We start from the raw sequence: 14841 nt of genomic DNA on the forward strand, positions 1-14841 counted from the left end.
GGCTTGCCTGCCTGTACTGACGCAAGGGCGCGCCCCCAGGGATCAACGCATCGATGGTGAAAGTTCACCCTGCGACGGCGCCACCCGGTCGAAACGCCGCAGGCGGGCGGCCCAGCAGCCGCAGGAAGGCGCGCCGCATGCGCTCGGTGCTGCCGAAACCGCAGTCCAGCGCCACCCGGAGCACCGCCGCCGACCCGCTCTCCAGCGCCGCGCGTGCCGCTTCCACGCGCAGCCGCTCGACGGCCTGCGCGGGCGTGGCGCCGGTCTCGGCATGAAAGCAGCGCGCGAAGTGGCGCGGGCTCATGCAGGCCTGCGCGGCCAGGTCCTCCACGCGGTGGTCGCGCGCCAGGTCCCGCCGCACCTCGTCCAGCAGCGCGCCGAAGCGGCCGTCGGGCCGCTGCAGATCCAGCAACGGCGAGAACTGCGACTGCCCGCCGGGCCGCCGCCGCTCCACGACGAGCTGCCGCGCGGCCTCGCGGGCGATGTCTTCGCCATGGTCGTGGGCCAGCAGCGCGAGGCACAGGTCGATGCCGGCCGTCATGCCGGCACTCGTCCAGAGTTCCGGCAGGCCTTGCCGGCGGACGGCGGGCTCGCGCACGTAGATGCGGTCGGGCTGCAGGCGCACCGCAGGGAAGTCCGTGGCGAACTGCCGGCTGCGCGACCAATGCGTCGTCGCCGTGCGCTCATCCAGCAGGCCGGCTGCCGCCAGCAGCAGGCTGCCGCTGCAAATGCTGGCCACGCGCGCGCCCGAGCGGCTGGCCCGCTGCAGCCAGGCCACCAGCCGTGTGTCGCTGCAGGCGGCGTCCACGCCGTCGCCGCCGATCACCATCACCAGGTCGAGATCGCCCAGCCGGCGCGGCAGCCCTTGCACAGGCCAGGCCACGCCGGCAGAGCTCCGCACGGCGGGCCCGGCGCTGGCCACCAAGCGCCAGTCGTAGCTGCCCGGCCGCGCCAGCCGGGCCACCTCGAACACGGCCATGGGCCCGGCCAGGTCCAGCTGCTGAAAGCCCGGGAAGAGCACGAAGGCGATGCGGCAGGTCATGACCGCATCTTGGCAGAAAAGGTGGGAACTGCGTCATGGCGGCCAAGGTCGGCTCGCCGCAAACTGACCGTCATCAACAAGCGCAGGCGGCAGGAGGCCGCATCACCATGAACGTTGGCATCCTGGTTTTCGACGAGATGGAGCTGCTGGACATGGCCGGCCCCTACGAGGTGTTCACCACGGCGGCCCGAGTGCATGCACGAACGCAGCCGACGGCCGCTGCACCGCTGTTCACGGTGACCACGCTGGCGCGCAGCGCGGCCCCTGTGCGCGCTCGCGCTGGCCTGCAGGTGCAGCCAGACGCGACGCTGGCCAACCACCCGCCACTCGCGTGCGCCATCGTGCCGGGTGGCGTCGTGGATGCCGAACTGCGGCAGCCCGAGACGCTGGCGTGGATCGCCGCCCAGCGGCACACGGCGCAGGTGCTCGCGTCCGTCTGCACGGGTGCCCTGCTGCTGGCCGAAGCCGGCGTGCTGGACGGCCTGGCCGCCACCACGCACTGGGAAGACCTCGATGCGCTGCGCGAGTTGCGGCCAGCGGTGCATGTGCGCGAAGGCCTGCGCTGGGTGGACGAGGGCGCGGTGGTCACGTCCGCCGGCATCTCGGCCGGCATCGACATGTGCCTGCACCTCGTGCAGCGCCTGCACAGCCGCGAGCTGGCCCTGGCCACTGCACGGCAGATGGACTACGCGTGGAGCGAGATGCCATGAGCGCCACGGACCACGACATCGGCCACGACCTCATCACCATCACGCACCGCCCCGACACGGTCTTCGTCTCGGGCCAGGGCGCGTGGCTGGTCGACGAGGGCGGCAAGCGCCATCTGGACCTCGTGCAGGGCTGGGCCGTGAACAGCCTGGGCCACAGCCCGGCTCTCATCACGCAGGCGCTGCTGGCGCAGTCGCAGCGGCTGTTGAACGCCAGCCCCGCCTACTACAACCGGCCGCTGCTGGACCTGGCCGCGCGGCTCGTCGAATTGAGCTGCTTCGACCGGGTCTTCCTCGCCAGCTCCGGCGCCGAGGCCAACGAAGGCGCGGTGAAGCTCGCGCGGCGCTGGGGCAGCCGCATGCGCGGCGGCGCGCACGAGGTCATCGGCTTCGAGCAGGCTTTCCATGGCCGCACGCTGGCGATGATGAGCGCGTCGGGCAAGCCGGGCTGGGGCGACCTTTACCCGCCCATGCCCGGCGGCTTCGTGAAGGCGCGGCTCAACGACATCGCCTCGGTGGAGCGCGCGATCTCGCCGCGCACGGCGGCCGTGATGATCGAGTTCGTGCAGGGCGAGGCGGGCGTCGTCCTGGCCGACCCGGGCTTCGTGCGCGAGCTGCGCGCGCTGACGGCCGAACGCGGCGTGCTGCTGATCGCCGACGAGGTGCAGACGGGCATCGGCCGCTGCGGCCATGCCTTCGCCCACGAGCACTTCGGCATCGAGCCGGATGTGATGACGCTGGCCAAGGGCCTGGGCGGCGGTGTGCCGCTGGCGGCGCTGCTGTGCAAGGAGGCCTTCAACTGCTTCCTGCCCGGCGACCAGGGCGGCACCTTCTGCGGCAACCCGCTGATGGCGGCGGTGGGGCTGGCCGTGGTGAACGAGGTCTGCCGCGAGGACTTCCTGGCCGGCGTGCGCGAGCGTGCCGCGCAACTGTCCGCCGGGCTGCAGGCGATTGCGCGCGACCACGGCCTGGTGGGCGAGCGGGGCCTGGGCCTGCTGCGCGCCCTGGTGCTGCCGTCAGACAGCGCGGGCGAGGTGGTGGCCGCCGCCCAGGCGCTGGCGCCGGTGGGCCTGCTGCTCAATGCGCCGCGCCCTCACCTGATCCGCCTGATGCCGGCGCTGAACATCAGCGCGACGGAGATGGACGAGGGGCTGGCACTGCTGCGCCGGGCGCTGCGCGAGGTGCTGGGCTGAAGGACTAGCCTTGCGTGGTTCCGAAGATCTTGTCGCCCGCGTCGCCCAGGCCCGGAATGATGTAGCCGACCTCGTTCAGGTGGCTGTCGATGGCGGCCGTCCAGCAGCGCACGTCAGGGTGGGCGCTCTCCAGCGCCTTCACGCCCTCCGGCGCCGCCACCAGCACCAGCGCGCGCACGTCCTTGCAGCCCCGCGCCTTCAGCAGGTCGACCGTCGCGATCATGCTGCCGGCCGTGGCCAGCATCGGGTCGATGATGAGCGCCGTCCGGGCGTCGAGGTTGCCGACGAACTTGTCGAAGTAGTTCACCGGCTTGAGCGTCTCGTGGTCGCGGGCCAGGCCGACGACCGACACCTTGGCGTTGGGCAGGATGTCCAGCACGCCGTCCAGCATGCCCAGGCCTGCACGCAGGATGGGCACGACGGTGACCTTGCGGCCCGCGATCTGGTCGATCTCAGCGGGGCCGCTCCAGCAGTTGATGGTCGTCTTCTCCAGCGGGAAGTCGGCCGTCGCCTCGTAGCAGAGCAGCCGCGCCACCTCGCCGGTCAGCTCGCGGAACTTCTTGGTCGAGATGTCGGCCTCGCGCATCAGCCCGATCTTGTGCTTGACGAGGGGGTGCGTGACTTCGATGACGGCCATGGCGGGCTTCCTAGTTTTTCTGAGTAGTCAGAATTATCGACGCTGGCGCAGCACCTCATACAAGCAGATGCCCGAGGCCACCGACACGTTCAGGCTCTCGACCGCGCCGGCCATCGGGATGTGCACCAGCTCGTCGCAGGTCTTGGCCGTCAACTGACGCATGCCTTCGCCCTCGGCGCCCAGCACGAAGGCGATGGGGCGCTTCAAGTCCAGGTCATAGATCGAACGCTCCGCCTGATCGGAGGTGCCGACCACCCAGATGTCGCGCTCCTTCAGCTCATTCAAGGTCCGTGCCAGGTTGGTGACCATCAGATAGGGCACCGTCTCGGCCGCGCCGCTGGCCACCTTGGCCACCGTCGCGTTCAGGCCCACGGCGCGGTCCTTGGGCGCGACGACGGCATGCGCGCCCGCCCCATCGGCCACGCGAAGGCAGGCACCGAGGTTGTGCGGGTCGGTCACGCCGTCCAGCACCAGCACCAGCGGCGGGCCTTCCACCGCATCGAGCACGTCGTCCAGCGAATGGAGCTGGGCCAGCGCCTGCACGCGGGCGACCACACCCTGGTGGCGCGGGCTGCCGGCGATCTGGCTCAGGCGCTCGTCGTTGCTCTCCACCAGCTTGGCGCCGGCCTCCTTGGCGCGCTCGACGAAGGCGCGCATGCGCTGGTCGCGTCGGGAGGGATCGAAATGGACCTCGGCGACCGAGGCCGGGTGGGTCTTGAGACGGACGGTGACGGCGTGGAAGCCGAACAGGACAGACTTGGCAGAGCTCATGACTGCATTGTCAGCGCCCCGCCTGCTTGCGCGCGTTCTCCATCACGTTGACCATGGTGTCGGTCCACAGGCGCGCCTTGTTCTTCGCCAGGTGATCGAGCAACTGATCGTGCGCCTCGCGCGTGACGCTCAGGTGCTCGGCGCCGACGCCGTGAAACAGCAGCGACACCAGCGCCCGCTGGGACGCGGCCTTCTCGACGAGGGCGATCAGCTGCTCGCCGCTCCAGCCCTCGACGAAATAGACCGGCATCGCATACGGGTCCATTTGTGCCGCGTCGGTGACCATGCCCGGGCCGGCCGCCCGGTAGGCGACGAAATGGGGCTTGAGCGCCGCGACGAAATCCTGGCTGCCGGCCTTCATGTCCAGGCAGGGGGGCGTGAACGTGCGCTTGGTCTTGCCGTCCAGCGACTGCAGCCAGGTGTTGGCTGCCAGGATGTGCTCCTGGACCTGAACGGGCGTCTGCTTCTCCAGATCGCGGTGCGGCAACACCCACTCGCGGCCTGCCCCCTTGGCCGAGCAGCCGTGGAACAGGCTGTGGTTGCCCAGCTCATGGCCCGCTGCGGCGGCGGCCTTCCATTCGTCCTGGCGGGCGGGCAGCGTCGGGCTGTTGATGGGCAGATAGAAGCTCGCCCGCAGGCCGCGCTTGTTCAACGCCGGCACCACATGGTCGAGCTGGCTGGCCAGCCCGTCGTCATAGCCCAGGCTGACCGCCGCCTGCGCCCCGCCGGGCCAGGCAAACGGCGCGGCCGCGGCCGTGGTGGCGACAAACAGGCACAGCGCGGCCACAAGCATCTTTCGCATCGACCATTCCCTCAGAACAAGGTTTGAACCGCCATCAGCACGCCGATCAGCACGGGCTGGTGGACCATGTAGAAACTCAGCGACCAGCGCCCCAGCAGCACCAGCGGCCGCGGCGCGCCGCCCGCCCAGAGCTGCGGCCACTGGCGCGTGGCGACAAAGCCCAGCAGCATGACGCCCAGCCAGGGCAGCACCGGCACATAGTCTTCGGTGACGGGCTTGCGCGTGACCAGGCCGGTCCAGTTCGCCCAACGGCCGTCGAACAGCGGGTGCTGGATGAAATGCGGCGCCGCGATGGCCAGCACAGCCAGCGCCAGCAGCACGGCATTCGGCAGCCGCGCCAGCCCCAGGCGCAACAGCAGCAACATCACCGCGATGCCGTGCAGCACGCCAAAGCTGATCCAGCTGTTGGGGAACATGAACCACGAACCCAGCGACACCAGCAGCGCGCAGCCCGCCACCTGCAGCCAGCGCCGCCAGAACCGCCCCGCGCTCTGGCCGTTCAACATCGCATAGGCCTGGCCCGCGCCGGCGCAGAACAGGAACAGGCTGACGATGGCCGTGCGCTGCCAGGTCCAGACCGGGTCGCGGTAGAAGTCCTCGCGTATCCAGCCGAAGTGGTTGAGGTCGAAGCAGAAATGGAAGACCGCCATCCAGACGATGGCCGCGCCGCGCAGTGCGTCGAGGCGGTCCGAGCGGGAGGGTGGCAGGAGCATGGGCGGCAAGCGGTCAGGGCGTCGGCGTGGAAGCCGGATTCTGACCACGGAGCAGGCTCCGCCCGGCTTGACGCTCGCGCAGCCTGTCCTCCGCGATGCGGCGGCGCGCGATGCGGTCGCCCTCGTCGGGGTCGGCCGCGCTGTGCATGGCCTCGGCGCGCAGCCGCGCGTCACGGCGGTCGCGGTCGCCGGTGTGGGTCTGCCGGGCCTGGGCGTCGCGGCTGATGGCCCAGTCAGCGTCGGTGTAGCGGCCCTGGCCCTTGCGGCACTGCCAGGCGCGCCGCACTTCGTCCTGCAGGAACTGGCGCTCGCGGTCGCCCAGCGTCGTCGAGTTGGCCCGCGTCTCCATGCCGCGGATCTCGCTGTCCCCGGGGCAGACATTGCCAGGCGGCCCTGCCGGCGCAGATGCTGCCACCGCGGCAGGCGGCGCAATGGCAGCGCGCGCCACCTCCGGCTTCAGGCCCTCGGCCATATTGGGCTGCAGGCTGCGTTCGGCCACCGGCTGGCCGCTGCCCGGGCAAGGCTTGTCGCTGAAGCGCACCTGGCCGTTGACCTCGCATTTCCACACCTGCTGCGCCGCTGCGCTTGACAGCAGCATCGCCAACACCAGCCCCAGTCCCGTCTGCTTCATCCCCGTCTCCCGAACTGCAACCAAAATGCGGCCGTCGACAACCGCCGCGCCGCCCACGCCATGTTCCAGCGCCTGCTCATCCTGACTCTCGCCGCATTGTTCAGCACCGGCTGGGCCCATGCCCAAACCAAGGCCCAACCGCGCGCCGTCAGCGCCCGCGGCGCGCTGGACGCCGAGGAGTTGAACAACATCGGCGTCTTCAAACGCGTCAGCCCGTCGGTGGTGCACATCACGACCCTGGCCGTGCAAAGAGATTTCTTCTCGTTGCGCACCAGCGAGCAGCCCAGCGGCACCGGCACCGGCTTTGTCTGGGACGACGCCGGCCACATCGTCACCAACTTCCACGTCATCCAGGGCGGCGACCGCGCCACGGTCACGCTCAACGACCAGAGCAGCTACCCCGCCAAGCTCGTCGGCGCCTTCCCCGACCGCGACCTTGCCGTGCTGCGCATCGAAGCGCCGCGCGACAAGCTGCCGGCGATTGCCGTCGGCGCCAGCCGCGACCTGCAAGTCGGCCAGAAGGTCTACGCCATCGGCAACCCCTTTGGCCTTGACCAGACGCTGACCACCGGCATCGTCTCGGCCCTGAACCGCGAGATCGAGTCCGTCACGCGCCGCACCATCCGCGGCGCCATCCAGACCGACGCGGCCATCAACCCGGGCAATTCGGGCGGCCCGCTGCTGGATTCGGCGGGGCGACTGATCGGCGTCAACACGGCGATTTACAGCCCGAGCGGGGGGAGCGCCGGCATCGGCTTCGCCATTCCGGTGGACGAGGTGAACCGCATCGTGCCGCGCCTGATCCGCGACGGCCGCTTCATCCGCCCGGCCCTGGGCGTCACGGCCGGGCCGCTCAACCTGGCGCAGGCGCTGGGCGTGCCGAAGGGCGTGCTGCTCGTCAACGTGGCAGACGGCAGCCCGGCGGCGGCGGCCGGTTTGAAGCCTTTCGCCCGCGACCGCAGCGGGCGCATCGTGCAGGGCGACGTCATCACGGGCCTGGACGGCCAGCCCGTGGCCGACCTGGACGACATGCTGTCGCTGCTGGAGACAAGGCAGATCGGGGAGAAGGTGACGCTCACCGTGTGGCGGGCGGGGCAGACGAGGAAGGTGGTGGCGACGTTGGGGAGTTCGGATTGATAGCGCAGGAAATGAACTGGAAGCCTAATGGGTGAAGCGTTTGCGTCGGACGTAATAAAACTCATCTGGCTATGCATTGCCTGGCTAATCGCCATAACCATATCGTTCACAGCGCTACTGCGGCGGCGCCATGGCGTCACTAGCGCTATTGTGCTTATGGCATCCATAGCAAGTCTTCCTGTCTACTTCGCGGTTTCCATCTGGCATGGAAATTACCGAGACAAATCCAGTACAGATGCGAAAAGAGCACTTGCAGAGGATGAATCCGTTCGGTACCAAAAGCTTTGCTCGAACGAGCAGCAGCTCAGCGTTTCTAAGACCGTTCCAAGCGCCAAAGGGCTAACCATCCGTATTCACGAAGCGTCGAGCGCACATATGCAGCCGCTTGACATTATGAAACCCGTGCAAACTAAAGACGGCATTTGCTGGACAACGCGTGGAGATCACTCATGCACGACTTTGGAAATAGAGAATATTGAATGGGTCGAATGGAATCCCAGCCAATATGCTTCGTGGTGCACCGAGGCCGAACATTCAAGGCCCTGCCACCGCATATTGCGTTACGCGACGAGAAAACAAAGCATTTCAGAAATCAATAGTTTTACGGCAACACTTGAATTGGATGCGTCGAGATCGGAGCGCATCTCACCATTAATTGATCGATTTCGGATTACGGTCAAAGAGCCCACCTCACCGACCGTGCTCGCAGAAACATTCATATATAGAAAAGCTTGGTTCACCGACCTCGGTCCCAATCCCAATCAAGCGCGAGAGCCAACTCATTGCCCGGACCGCGACGTCGCGATCGGCAAGCTGCTTGACGCAGTCACTGCTCCAGCAGACGGCAACGCCAGCCCGTAAAGTAGCGCCCCGCCCAGGCGCCGTCAGCGCGGGGCTCACCAATACAGGAACACCCATGGGCGCGCAATGGAAAGCCAAACACAAAGACATCGCCGCCAATGCCAAGGGGCGCCTCTTCGGGAAGCTGTCCAAGGACATCATGATTGCGGCGCGCCACGGCGCTGACCCCAAGGACAACGCGCGGCTGCGGCTGGTGGTGGAGCAGGCCCGCAAGGTGTCCATGCCCAAGGAGACGCTGGACCGCGCCATCAAGAAGGGCGCCGGGCTGACCGGCGAAGTCGTCCACTTCGAGCAGGTCATCTACGAAGGCTTTGCGCCGCACCGCGTGCCGGTGATGGTGGAGGTGCTGACCGACAACGTGAACCGCGCCGCGTCGGATATGCGAGTGCTGTTCCGCAAGGGGCAGCAAGGCACGCCGGGCTCGGTGAGCTGGGACTATGACCACCTCGGCATGATCGAGGCCGAGCCCGCCGCGCCGGGCGCCGATGCAGACACCGCCGCCATCGAGGCCGGCGCCCAGGACCTGCTGCCCGCTGACGAGGACGGCGTCACCGTCTTCCTGACCGACCCGGCCGACCTCGACCTGGTCAGCCGAGCCCTGCCCGACCACGGCTTCAAGGTGCTGAGCGCCAAGCTGGGCTACAGGCCCAAGAACCCGGTCGACCCGGCGAGCCTCAACGCCGAGCAGCTCGAAGAGGTGGAAAGCTTTCTCGCCGCGCTCGACGCCAACGACGACGTGCAGCACGTGTACGCCGGGCTGGCAGGCTGAAAGCCGCAGGCGCCAAGCTGGGCAGCGACCACCCGATGCCATGACCTTGCCCGAGCATTCATTCGCCAGGACCATCGAGCGGCGCGGCGTGACAGCGGCGGTGTTCAAGAACGAGATCGTCCCCGCCAACCGGCCCGTCATCCTGCGCGGGCTGATCGAGGACTGGCCCGTCGTGCGGCAGGGCCAGGCTTCCCAACAGGCGGCTTGCGAGTACCTGTTGCAGTTTTACCGCGGCAAGACCATGCCGCTGGTGCTGGGCGACCCGGCGAGCCAGCGTCATCTGTTCTACCGACCCGACATGGCGCGGCTCAACTTCGTACGCCGTCCCGAATCGCTGCTGGACTGCCTGCGCCTGCTGCTCAGCCAAGTGGACAACGCGCAAGCGCCCGCGATCTATATCGACGCCCAGCCGCTGCCCGATTGCCTGCCCGGCTTCACGGACGCGCACACCATCCCGATGCTGGATGCGAACGTAGTGCCCAACATCTGGATCGGCAATGCGGTCAAGGTGCAGACCCATTTCGACCTGAAAAGCAACATCGCCTGCATCGTTGCTGGCAGCCGGCGCTTCACGCTGTTCCCGCCCGATCAATTGCCCAACCTTTACCCGGGCCCGATCGACTTCGCCCCGGGTGGCACGCCGGTGAGCATGGTGCCGCTGGACAACCCTGATTTCGACCGCTTCCCCAAGTTTCGGCACGCCATGGCGGTGGCGGAGGTGGCCGAGCTGGAAGCGGGCGACGCGCTCTACCTCCCGTACGCTTGGTGGCACCACGTGCAGTCAATGGCCGGGTTCAACGTGCTGGTCAACTACTGGTGGAACGACGTCCAGCCGGCAACGCCGCTCTACGACTCGCTGCTGCATGCGGTGCTGGCGTTCCGCGACCTGCCCGCCGATCAAAGAAGGTTCTGGCAGGGCATGTTCGAGTACTTCGTGTTTGAAACCAGCGGCGAGGCGCTGGGCCACCTGGCGCGCGAGCATCGCGGGCAGATGGGCCCGGCATCGCCGGAGCGCGCCGCAGCCATCAAGGCCATCCTCGCGGAGGCCTTCACCAAACCTTAGGTCGCCAGACCCGTGGCCTCCTGCAGCAGCCAGTGCACGAAGGACTTCACCGCCGGCCGCGACTTGGCCGCCGGGTCGACGATGAGACGATAGGCGCGCGCCGACGCGATGCCGGCGTCGAACGGCGTGACGAGCTGGCCACCGGCCAGCAGCGCGTCCACCAGCGGCCGACGCCCCAGCGCGACGCCCTGCCCCGCCACCGCGGCGGCAATGGCCTCGGAGTAGCTTGAAAAACTCAGCCGCGCCGCCGGCCGCAGGTCGGCCAGGCCCCAGGCGCCGAGCCACGGCTCCCATTCGGCCGGCATGCCCGCGCTGTCGCTGTCCATGGCCAGATGCAGCAGCGTGTGCCGGGCCAGGTCGGGCGGCTCGCGCAGCGGCAGGCCCAGTTCACCCACCAGCCGCGGGCTGCAGACGGGCACCATGGCTTCGGCAAACAGCTGCCGGCCCTGGGCGGCGCCGACCGGGCTGTAGCGGATGGCCAGGTCGAACCCCTCGCTGGCCAGGTTGCGGTTGGAGAGGCCCGCGTCCAGCCGCACGTCGATGCCCGGGTGGGCCCGCGTGAAGGCCGTCAGTCGCGGGATCAGCCACAGCGATGCGAAGCCCGGCGTCGTCGTCAGGGCCAGCACCTGGCGCTGGTGCGGCTCGCGCAGCGTGCGCACCGCCACGCGCAAGCCGTTCAGCGCCGTCGCGCAGGCCGAGTACAAGCGCTGCCCGTCATCGGTCAGCGCCAGCGCGCGGTGGCGGCGCTCGAACAGCGGCACGCCCAGTTCGTCCTCCAGTGCGCGCATCTGCCGGCTCATGGCGGACTGTGTGATGAAGCGCTCGGCAGCGGCCTGCGTGAAACTCAAATGCCGCGCAGCGGCCTCGAAGGCGGCCAGCAACTGCAGCGGCGGAAGACGGTCGGCGGGCTTGGTTGACATGATCTGAAGGAATGCGAAGCCTTCCGAATCATCGTTTGTCGGCCAGGGCGTTGGCAATCACCATTCGCCCCGAGCGTTGATTCCCGCATGCCAACCCGGCATGCGAGAGGGCCTGCTCAAGGAGCACATCATGCTGATCGACGTCCCTCGCACCCGGCTGCTGCTGCAACGCGGCCAGATCTCACGCCTGCCCGAGGCGCGCGCCACCCACCTGTGCAGCGCCAGCGGCACGTTGTGGATCACCATCGACCACGACGCGCGCGACATCGTGCTGGAACCCGGGCAATGCTTCGTCGTGCAGACCGACGAGGCCGTGACCGTCAGCGCGCTGAGCGGCCCGGCCGTGCTGGACCTGCGGCCCGCTGCAGCCGCGGCCCGGATGTGACGACGCCGGCGCGCTAGCCGGCGGCGATCATGCCGGCATGCGACGACGACGGTTTCTCATCGCCGGCCTGGGCTTGCTGGTAGCCGGGCTGGCCCTGAGCCTGGCCGCTGGCGAAATGCTGACGCGCCCAGCGCGCGCTCATGTCGGCCCGCCGCCGCCCGGCTTGCAGGCCGAATCGCTGCGCATCCCCTACGGCGACGGGCAACACCTGGCCGGCTGGTTCCTGCCCGGCCGCAGCGGCCAGGGCGCGGTACTGCTGCAGCACGGCGTGCGCGGCAACCGCCTGCAGATGCTGGCGCGCGCCCGCTGGTTGCAGCGCGAGGGCATCGCCAGCCTGACCGTCGACCTGCCGGCCCATGGCGAGAGCAGTGGCGAGCGCATCACCTTCGGCCGCCACGAAGCGCGCGGTACCGAGGCCGCGATGGCCTGGCTGCGAACGCGTCTGCCGGGCGAGAAGGTCGGCGCCATCGGCGTGTCGCTGGGCGGCGCGTCGCTGCTGTTTGCCCAGCGCCAGCCCGAACTGGACGCGCTGGTGCTCGAATCGGTCTACCCCACCATCGTCGACGCCGTGCAGGATCGCCTGGCAATGCGCCTCGGTACGGCCGGCGCCTGGGTCGCGCCGCTGCTGCTGGTCCAACTGCCATTGCGGCTGGGCATCGACGCTGAACAACTGCGGCCCATCGACGCCGTGGCCGGCGTTCGTGCGCCGCTGCTGATCGCGTCCGGCACGCTTGACCTGCACACGCGCTGGCCCGAGACCGAGCGCCTGTTCGCCGCGGCCGTTGAACCCAAGGCGCTGTGGCCGGTGCAAGGTGCCGCCCATGTGGATCTGCACGGCTTTGACCCCGCCGCCTACGAGGCGCGCCTGCTGCCCTGGCTGCAATCACATCTGCGCAAGTCCCCACCCTGACAGGGCCAAGTCGCCACCGGCAAGATGCCGGCATGTCTGCCCTGCCCCCGCTTTCCATCCTCGACCTGGCGCCCGTCGTCGAAGGCGCCACCACCCGTGAAGCGCTGCTGAACAGCCTGGACCTCGTCAAGCTCGCCGATGGGTTGGGCTACACGCGCTACTGGGTCGCCGAGCACCACAACATGGAAGGCGTGGCCAGCTCGGCCACCGCCGTGCTGATCGGCCAGTTGGCCGCGGTGAGCCAGCGCATCCGCGTCGGCGCGGGCGGCATCATGCTGCCCAACCATGCGCCGCTGACGATTGCGGAGCAGTTCGGCACGCTGGCCGAACTGTTCCCGGGCCGCATCGACTTGGGGTTAGGCCGCGCGCCCGGCACCGACCGCCCGACGATGCGCGCGCTGCGCCGCAGCCTGGAGACCAGCGGCGAGGACAGCTTTCCTAACGACGTGCTTGAGCTGCAAAGCTTTCTCGCGCCGGAGGCAGACAGCGCGGTGGTGCGTGCGGTGCCGGGCCAGGGCACCGAAGTGCCAATCTGGCTACTGGGCTCCAGCCTCTACAGCGCCCAGCTCGCCGCCTATCTTGGCCTGCCTTTCGCCTTCGCCTCGCACTTCGCGCCAGAGATGCTGATGCAGGCCTTGCAGATCTACCGCTCGACCTACAAGCCCAGCAAGCGCCACGCCAAGCCGCATGCGATGGTCGGTCTCAACGTCATCGTCGCGCCGACCGATGAGGAGGCGCGGCTCCTGTTCACATCGGCGCAGCAGCGATTCCTCGGCATGGTGCGCGGCCGGCGCGGCAAGCTGCCCGAGCCGGTGCCGAGCATGGACGCGCTGTGGTCGCCCGCCGAGCGCCTGCAGGTGGAGCGCATGCAGAGCGAATCCATCGTCGGCTCACCCGAGACCGTGCGCGCCGGCCTGGCTGCGACGCGGGAGCGTACCCAGGCGGATGAGTTCATCGTCGCCTGCGCGGTGCATGACCATGCGCTGCGGCGACGCTCGTACGAGCTGCTGGCTGCTTTGACGGTCAGCGGCTGAAGATCACCCGGCCGCCACGCAGCGTGCATTGCACGTTGGAGAACTGTCTGACCAACTGGGCCGGGTCGCCGCCCAGCACCACGATGTCCGCCTCCATGCCGGGCTTGAGCTGCCCGCGCCGCGCGGCCTCGTTCCAGCGCTCGGCCGGCGTCGTCGTCAGCGACGCAAGGATCTGCATCGGGCCCAAGCCGGCCTGAGCCAGCAGCTCGTACTCCTCGCTCGGGTCGCTGTCGGTCATGTAGTCGACGTCGGTGCCGAACAGCAGCTTGCCGCCCGCGGCGGCAAAGCGGCCCGTCTCGCGCACGCTGTCCTGCAGCACCGGCTCGGCCTGCGGCGCCGGCACCTTTTCCTTGGTCAGCTCGTACCTGAGCAGCTTCAAGGTAGGCACCATGTGGACGTTGGCGGCGCGCAGCGCATCCATCAGCTCTGCGGGCCACGGGCCCGGCACGCCCAGCGGCGGGTGCGCCAGGATGTCCACGCCCGCGCGCAGCGCCGCGCGCACGCCGTCGAGGTCGGTCGGGTGAGCGAACACCAGGTGGCCGCGGCGGTGCGTCTCGGCAACGGCCGCCTGGGCGATGTCTGCAGCCATGCGCTTGGGCGGGCCGTTGCGCTGCGGCGTCACCAGGAAGAGCTTGGTCGCTTCAGCGCCGGCATCCAGGTTCTGCCTCACCGTCGCCAGCGCAGCGGACACCGAATCGGGCTGCGGCAGCTTGGCGAGGAAAGCGGGATCGAAGTGGTCCAGATAGACCGGCAGCCCCTGCGGCGGAAATAGCGGCAGCCCCGCCGTCAGCAGGCGCGGCCCCTTCAACTCGCCGCGGTTGACGCGCGCCCGCAGGGCCAGGGTGTTGTCGCGGTCGGACGCGATGTCGAAGGCCGTCGTGAAGCCATAACGCGTCAACAGCGCGGTCAGGCCGCCCTCCAGCGTCGTGGCCTTGGCCGCCTTCGCGTTGGCAAAGGCGGGACCGTTGAGGTGCACATGGCTGTTCTGAAAACCGGCCATCAGCACCCCGCCGTCGCAGCCCGGGGCCAGCGGCGGCACGCCCGCCAGCGCGGGGTCCCGTGGGCCGATGTTGACAATGCGGCCGTCCCGCACCAGCACCTCTGCGTCGTCAATGGCTGGCGCATCGGGCGCGGGATAGGCCTTCACGCCGCGCAGCGCGCGGACGGCAGTTTCGGCCGCCTGGGACGACGAGATCGCCATGCTGCAACACAGCAGCGCGGCGGCGGAGATCCGGGCGATTGGCATGCGACTTTTTTGCATGCGCG

The 14841-nt window shown here is 69.0% G+C and carries 17 protein-coding genes; 9 read left to right on the forward strand and 8 right to left on the reverse strand.

What is annotated here, in order from left to right; all coding sequences use genetic code 11:
• Positions 1 to 64: 64 nt before the first annotated feature.
• Positions 65 to 1042 (reverse strand): GlxA family transcriptional regulator, encoded by a 978-nt coding sequence (locus ASC81_RS25515; RefSeq protein WP_056274043.1) that lies wholly within the window; start codon positions 1040 to 1042, stop codon positions 65 to 67.
• 107 nt (positions 1043 to 1149) lie between these two features.
• Between ASC81_RS25515 and ASC81_RS25520 the strand changes: the two genes are divergently transcribed.
• Positions 1150 to 1752 (forward strand): DJ-1/PfpI family protein, encoded by a 603-nt coding sequence (locus ASC81_RS25520; RefSeq protein WP_200946989.1) that lies wholly within the window; start codon positions 1150 to 1152, stop codon positions 1750 to 1752.
• Entirely contained in the window at positions 1749 to 2942 is a 1194-nt protein-coding gene (locus tag ASC81_RS25525; RefSeq protein WP_056274046.1) for an aminotransferase class III-fold pyridoxal phosphate-dependent enzyme, read from the forward strand. Before ASC81_RS25520 ends, ASC81_RS25525 begins: the two co-directional genes overlap by 4 nt.
• Before the next feature lie 4 nt (positions 2943 to 2946).
• On the opposite strand, the gene upp is transcribed toward ASC81_RS25525, so the two are convergent.
• From upp to ASC81_RS25550, 5 genes are read right to left on the reverse strand one after another with little or no spacing between them, the layout of a single operon-like run.
• Positions 2947 to 3579 carry a uracil phosphoribosyltransferase gene (gene upp / locus ASC81_RS25530; RefSeq protein WP_056274050.1) on the reverse strand — a complete coding sequence of 211 codons (633 nt, stop codon included), beginning with the start codon at positions 3577 to 3579 and terminating at the stop codon, positions 2947 to 2949.
• Between the two features lie 33 nt (positions 3580 to 3612).
• Positions 3613 to 4350, reverse strand: a complete 738-nt coding sequence (rlmB, locus tag ASC81_RS25535) for a 23S rRNA (guanosine(2251)-2'-O)-methyltransferase RlmB (RefSeq protein WP_056274054.1) — start codon at positions 4348 to 4350, stop codon at positions 3613 to 3615.
• 10 nt (positions 4351 to 4360) lie between these two features.
• Positions 4361 to 5152: a polysaccharide deacetylase family protein gene (locus ASC81_RS25540; RefSeq protein ID WP_056274057.1), complete on the reverse strand. Its 792-nt coding sequence runs from the start codon at positions 5150 to 5152 to the stop codon at positions 4361 to 4363.
• Positions 5153 to 5163: 11 nt separating this feature from the next.
• The gene (locus ASC81_RS25545) at positions 5164 to 5865 is read right to left on the reverse strand and encodes a DUF1624 domain-containing protein (protein ID WP_056274060.1); all 702 of its coding nucleotides are present in this window, start codon (positions 5863 to 5865) and stop codon (positions 5164 to 5166) included.
• A gap of 13 nt (positions 5866 to 5878) precedes the next feature.
• Positions 5879 to 6496: a DUF4124 domain-containing protein gene (locus ASC81_RS25550; RefSeq protein WP_056274064.1), complete on the reverse strand. Its 618-nt coding sequence runs from the start codon at positions 6494 to 6496 to the stop codon at positions 5879 to 5881.
• Positions 6497 to 6556: 60 nt separating this feature from the next.
• Here ASC81_RS25550 and ASC81_RS25555 point away from each other — a divergent pair, with 60 nt between their 5' ends.
• The 4 genes from ASC81_RS25555 to ASC81_RS25565 are packed head-to-tail and all read left to right on the forward strand — an operon-like array spanning position 6557 to position 10326.
• Positions 6557 to 7633 (forward strand): S1C family serine protease, encoded by a 1077-nt coding sequence (locus ASC81_RS25555; RefSeq protein ID WP_056274065.1) that lies wholly within the window; start codon positions 6557 to 6559, stop codon positions 7631 to 7633.
• A gap of 27 nt (positions 7634 to 7660) precedes the next feature.
• Positions 7661 to 8494 (forward strand): hypothetical protein, encoded by an 834-nt coding sequence (locus ASC81_RS27285; RefSeq protein ID WP_156392429.1) that lies wholly within the window; start codon positions 7661 to 7663, stop codon positions 8492 to 8494.
• Positions 8495 to 8549: 55 nt separating this feature from the next.
• On the forward strand, positions 8550 to 9263 hold the full coding sequence (locus ASC81_RS25560) for a YebC/PmpR family DNA-binding transcriptional regulator (RefSeq protein WP_056274068.1): 714 nt from the start codon (positions 8550 to 8552) through the stop codon (positions 9261 to 9263).
• A 40-nt stretch (positions 9264 to 9303) separates the two neighbouring features.
• Positions 9304 to 10326 carry a cupin-like domain-containing protein gene (locus tag ASC81_RS25565; RefSeq protein WP_056274070.1) on the forward strand — a complete coding sequence of 341 codons (1023 nt, stop codon included), beginning with the start codon at positions 9304 to 9306 and terminating at the stop codon, positions 10324 to 10326.
• On the opposite strand, the gene gcvA is transcribed toward ASC81_RS25565, so the two are convergent.
• Entirely contained in the window at positions 10323 to 11246 is a 924-nt protein-coding gene (gene gcvA / locus ASC81_RS25570; RefSeq protein WP_082536849.1) for a transcriptional regulator GcvA, read from the reverse strand. The genes ASC81_RS25565 and gcvA overlap by 4 nt on opposite strands.
• Positions 11247 to 11376: 130 nt before the next feature.
• On the opposite strand from gcvA, the gene ASC81_RS25575 reads away from it, so the two are divergent.
• Genes ASC81_RS25575 through ASC81_RS25585 form a run of 3 tightly spaced genes read left to right on the forward strand, consistent with a single transcriptional unit; the run spans position 11377 to position 13575 of the window.
• Positions 11377 to 11631: a DUF2917 domain-containing protein gene (locus ASC81_RS25575; protein WP_162245969.1), complete on the forward strand. Its 255-nt coding sequence runs from the start codon at positions 11377 to 11379 to the stop codon at positions 11629 to 11631.
• Positions 11632 to 11668: 37 nt separating this feature from the next.
• The gene (locus ASC81_RS25580; RefSeq protein ID WP_056274080.1) at positions 11669 to 12541 is read left to right on the forward strand and encodes an alpha/beta hydrolase; all 873 of its coding nucleotides are present in this window, start codon (positions 11669 to 11671) and stop codon (positions 12539 to 12541) included.
• A 41-nt stretch (positions 12542 to 12582) separates the two neighbouring features.
• Positions 12583 to 13575, forward strand: a complete 993-nt coding sequence (locus ASC81_RS25585) for an LLM class flavin-dependent oxidoreductase (RefSeq protein WP_056274491.1) — start codon at positions 12583 to 12585, stop codon at positions 13573 to 13575.
• On the opposite strand, the gene ASC81_RS25590 is transcribed toward ASC81_RS25585, so the two are convergent.
• The gene (locus tag ASC81_RS25590; RefSeq protein ID WP_056274083.1) at positions 13565 to 14821 is read right to left on the reverse strand and encodes an amidohydrolase family protein; all 1257 of its coding nucleotides are present in this window, start codon (positions 14819 to 14821) and stop codon (positions 13565 to 13567) included. The genes ASC81_RS25585 and ASC81_RS25590 overlap by 11 nt on opposite strands.
• Between the last annotated feature and the right edge of the window lie 20 nt (positions 14822 to 14841).

The organism is Pelomonas sp. Root405, from assembly GCF_001425165.1.
GTDB lineage: Bacteria > Pseudomonadota > Gammaproteobacteria > Burkholderiales > Burkholderiaceae_C > Pelomonas.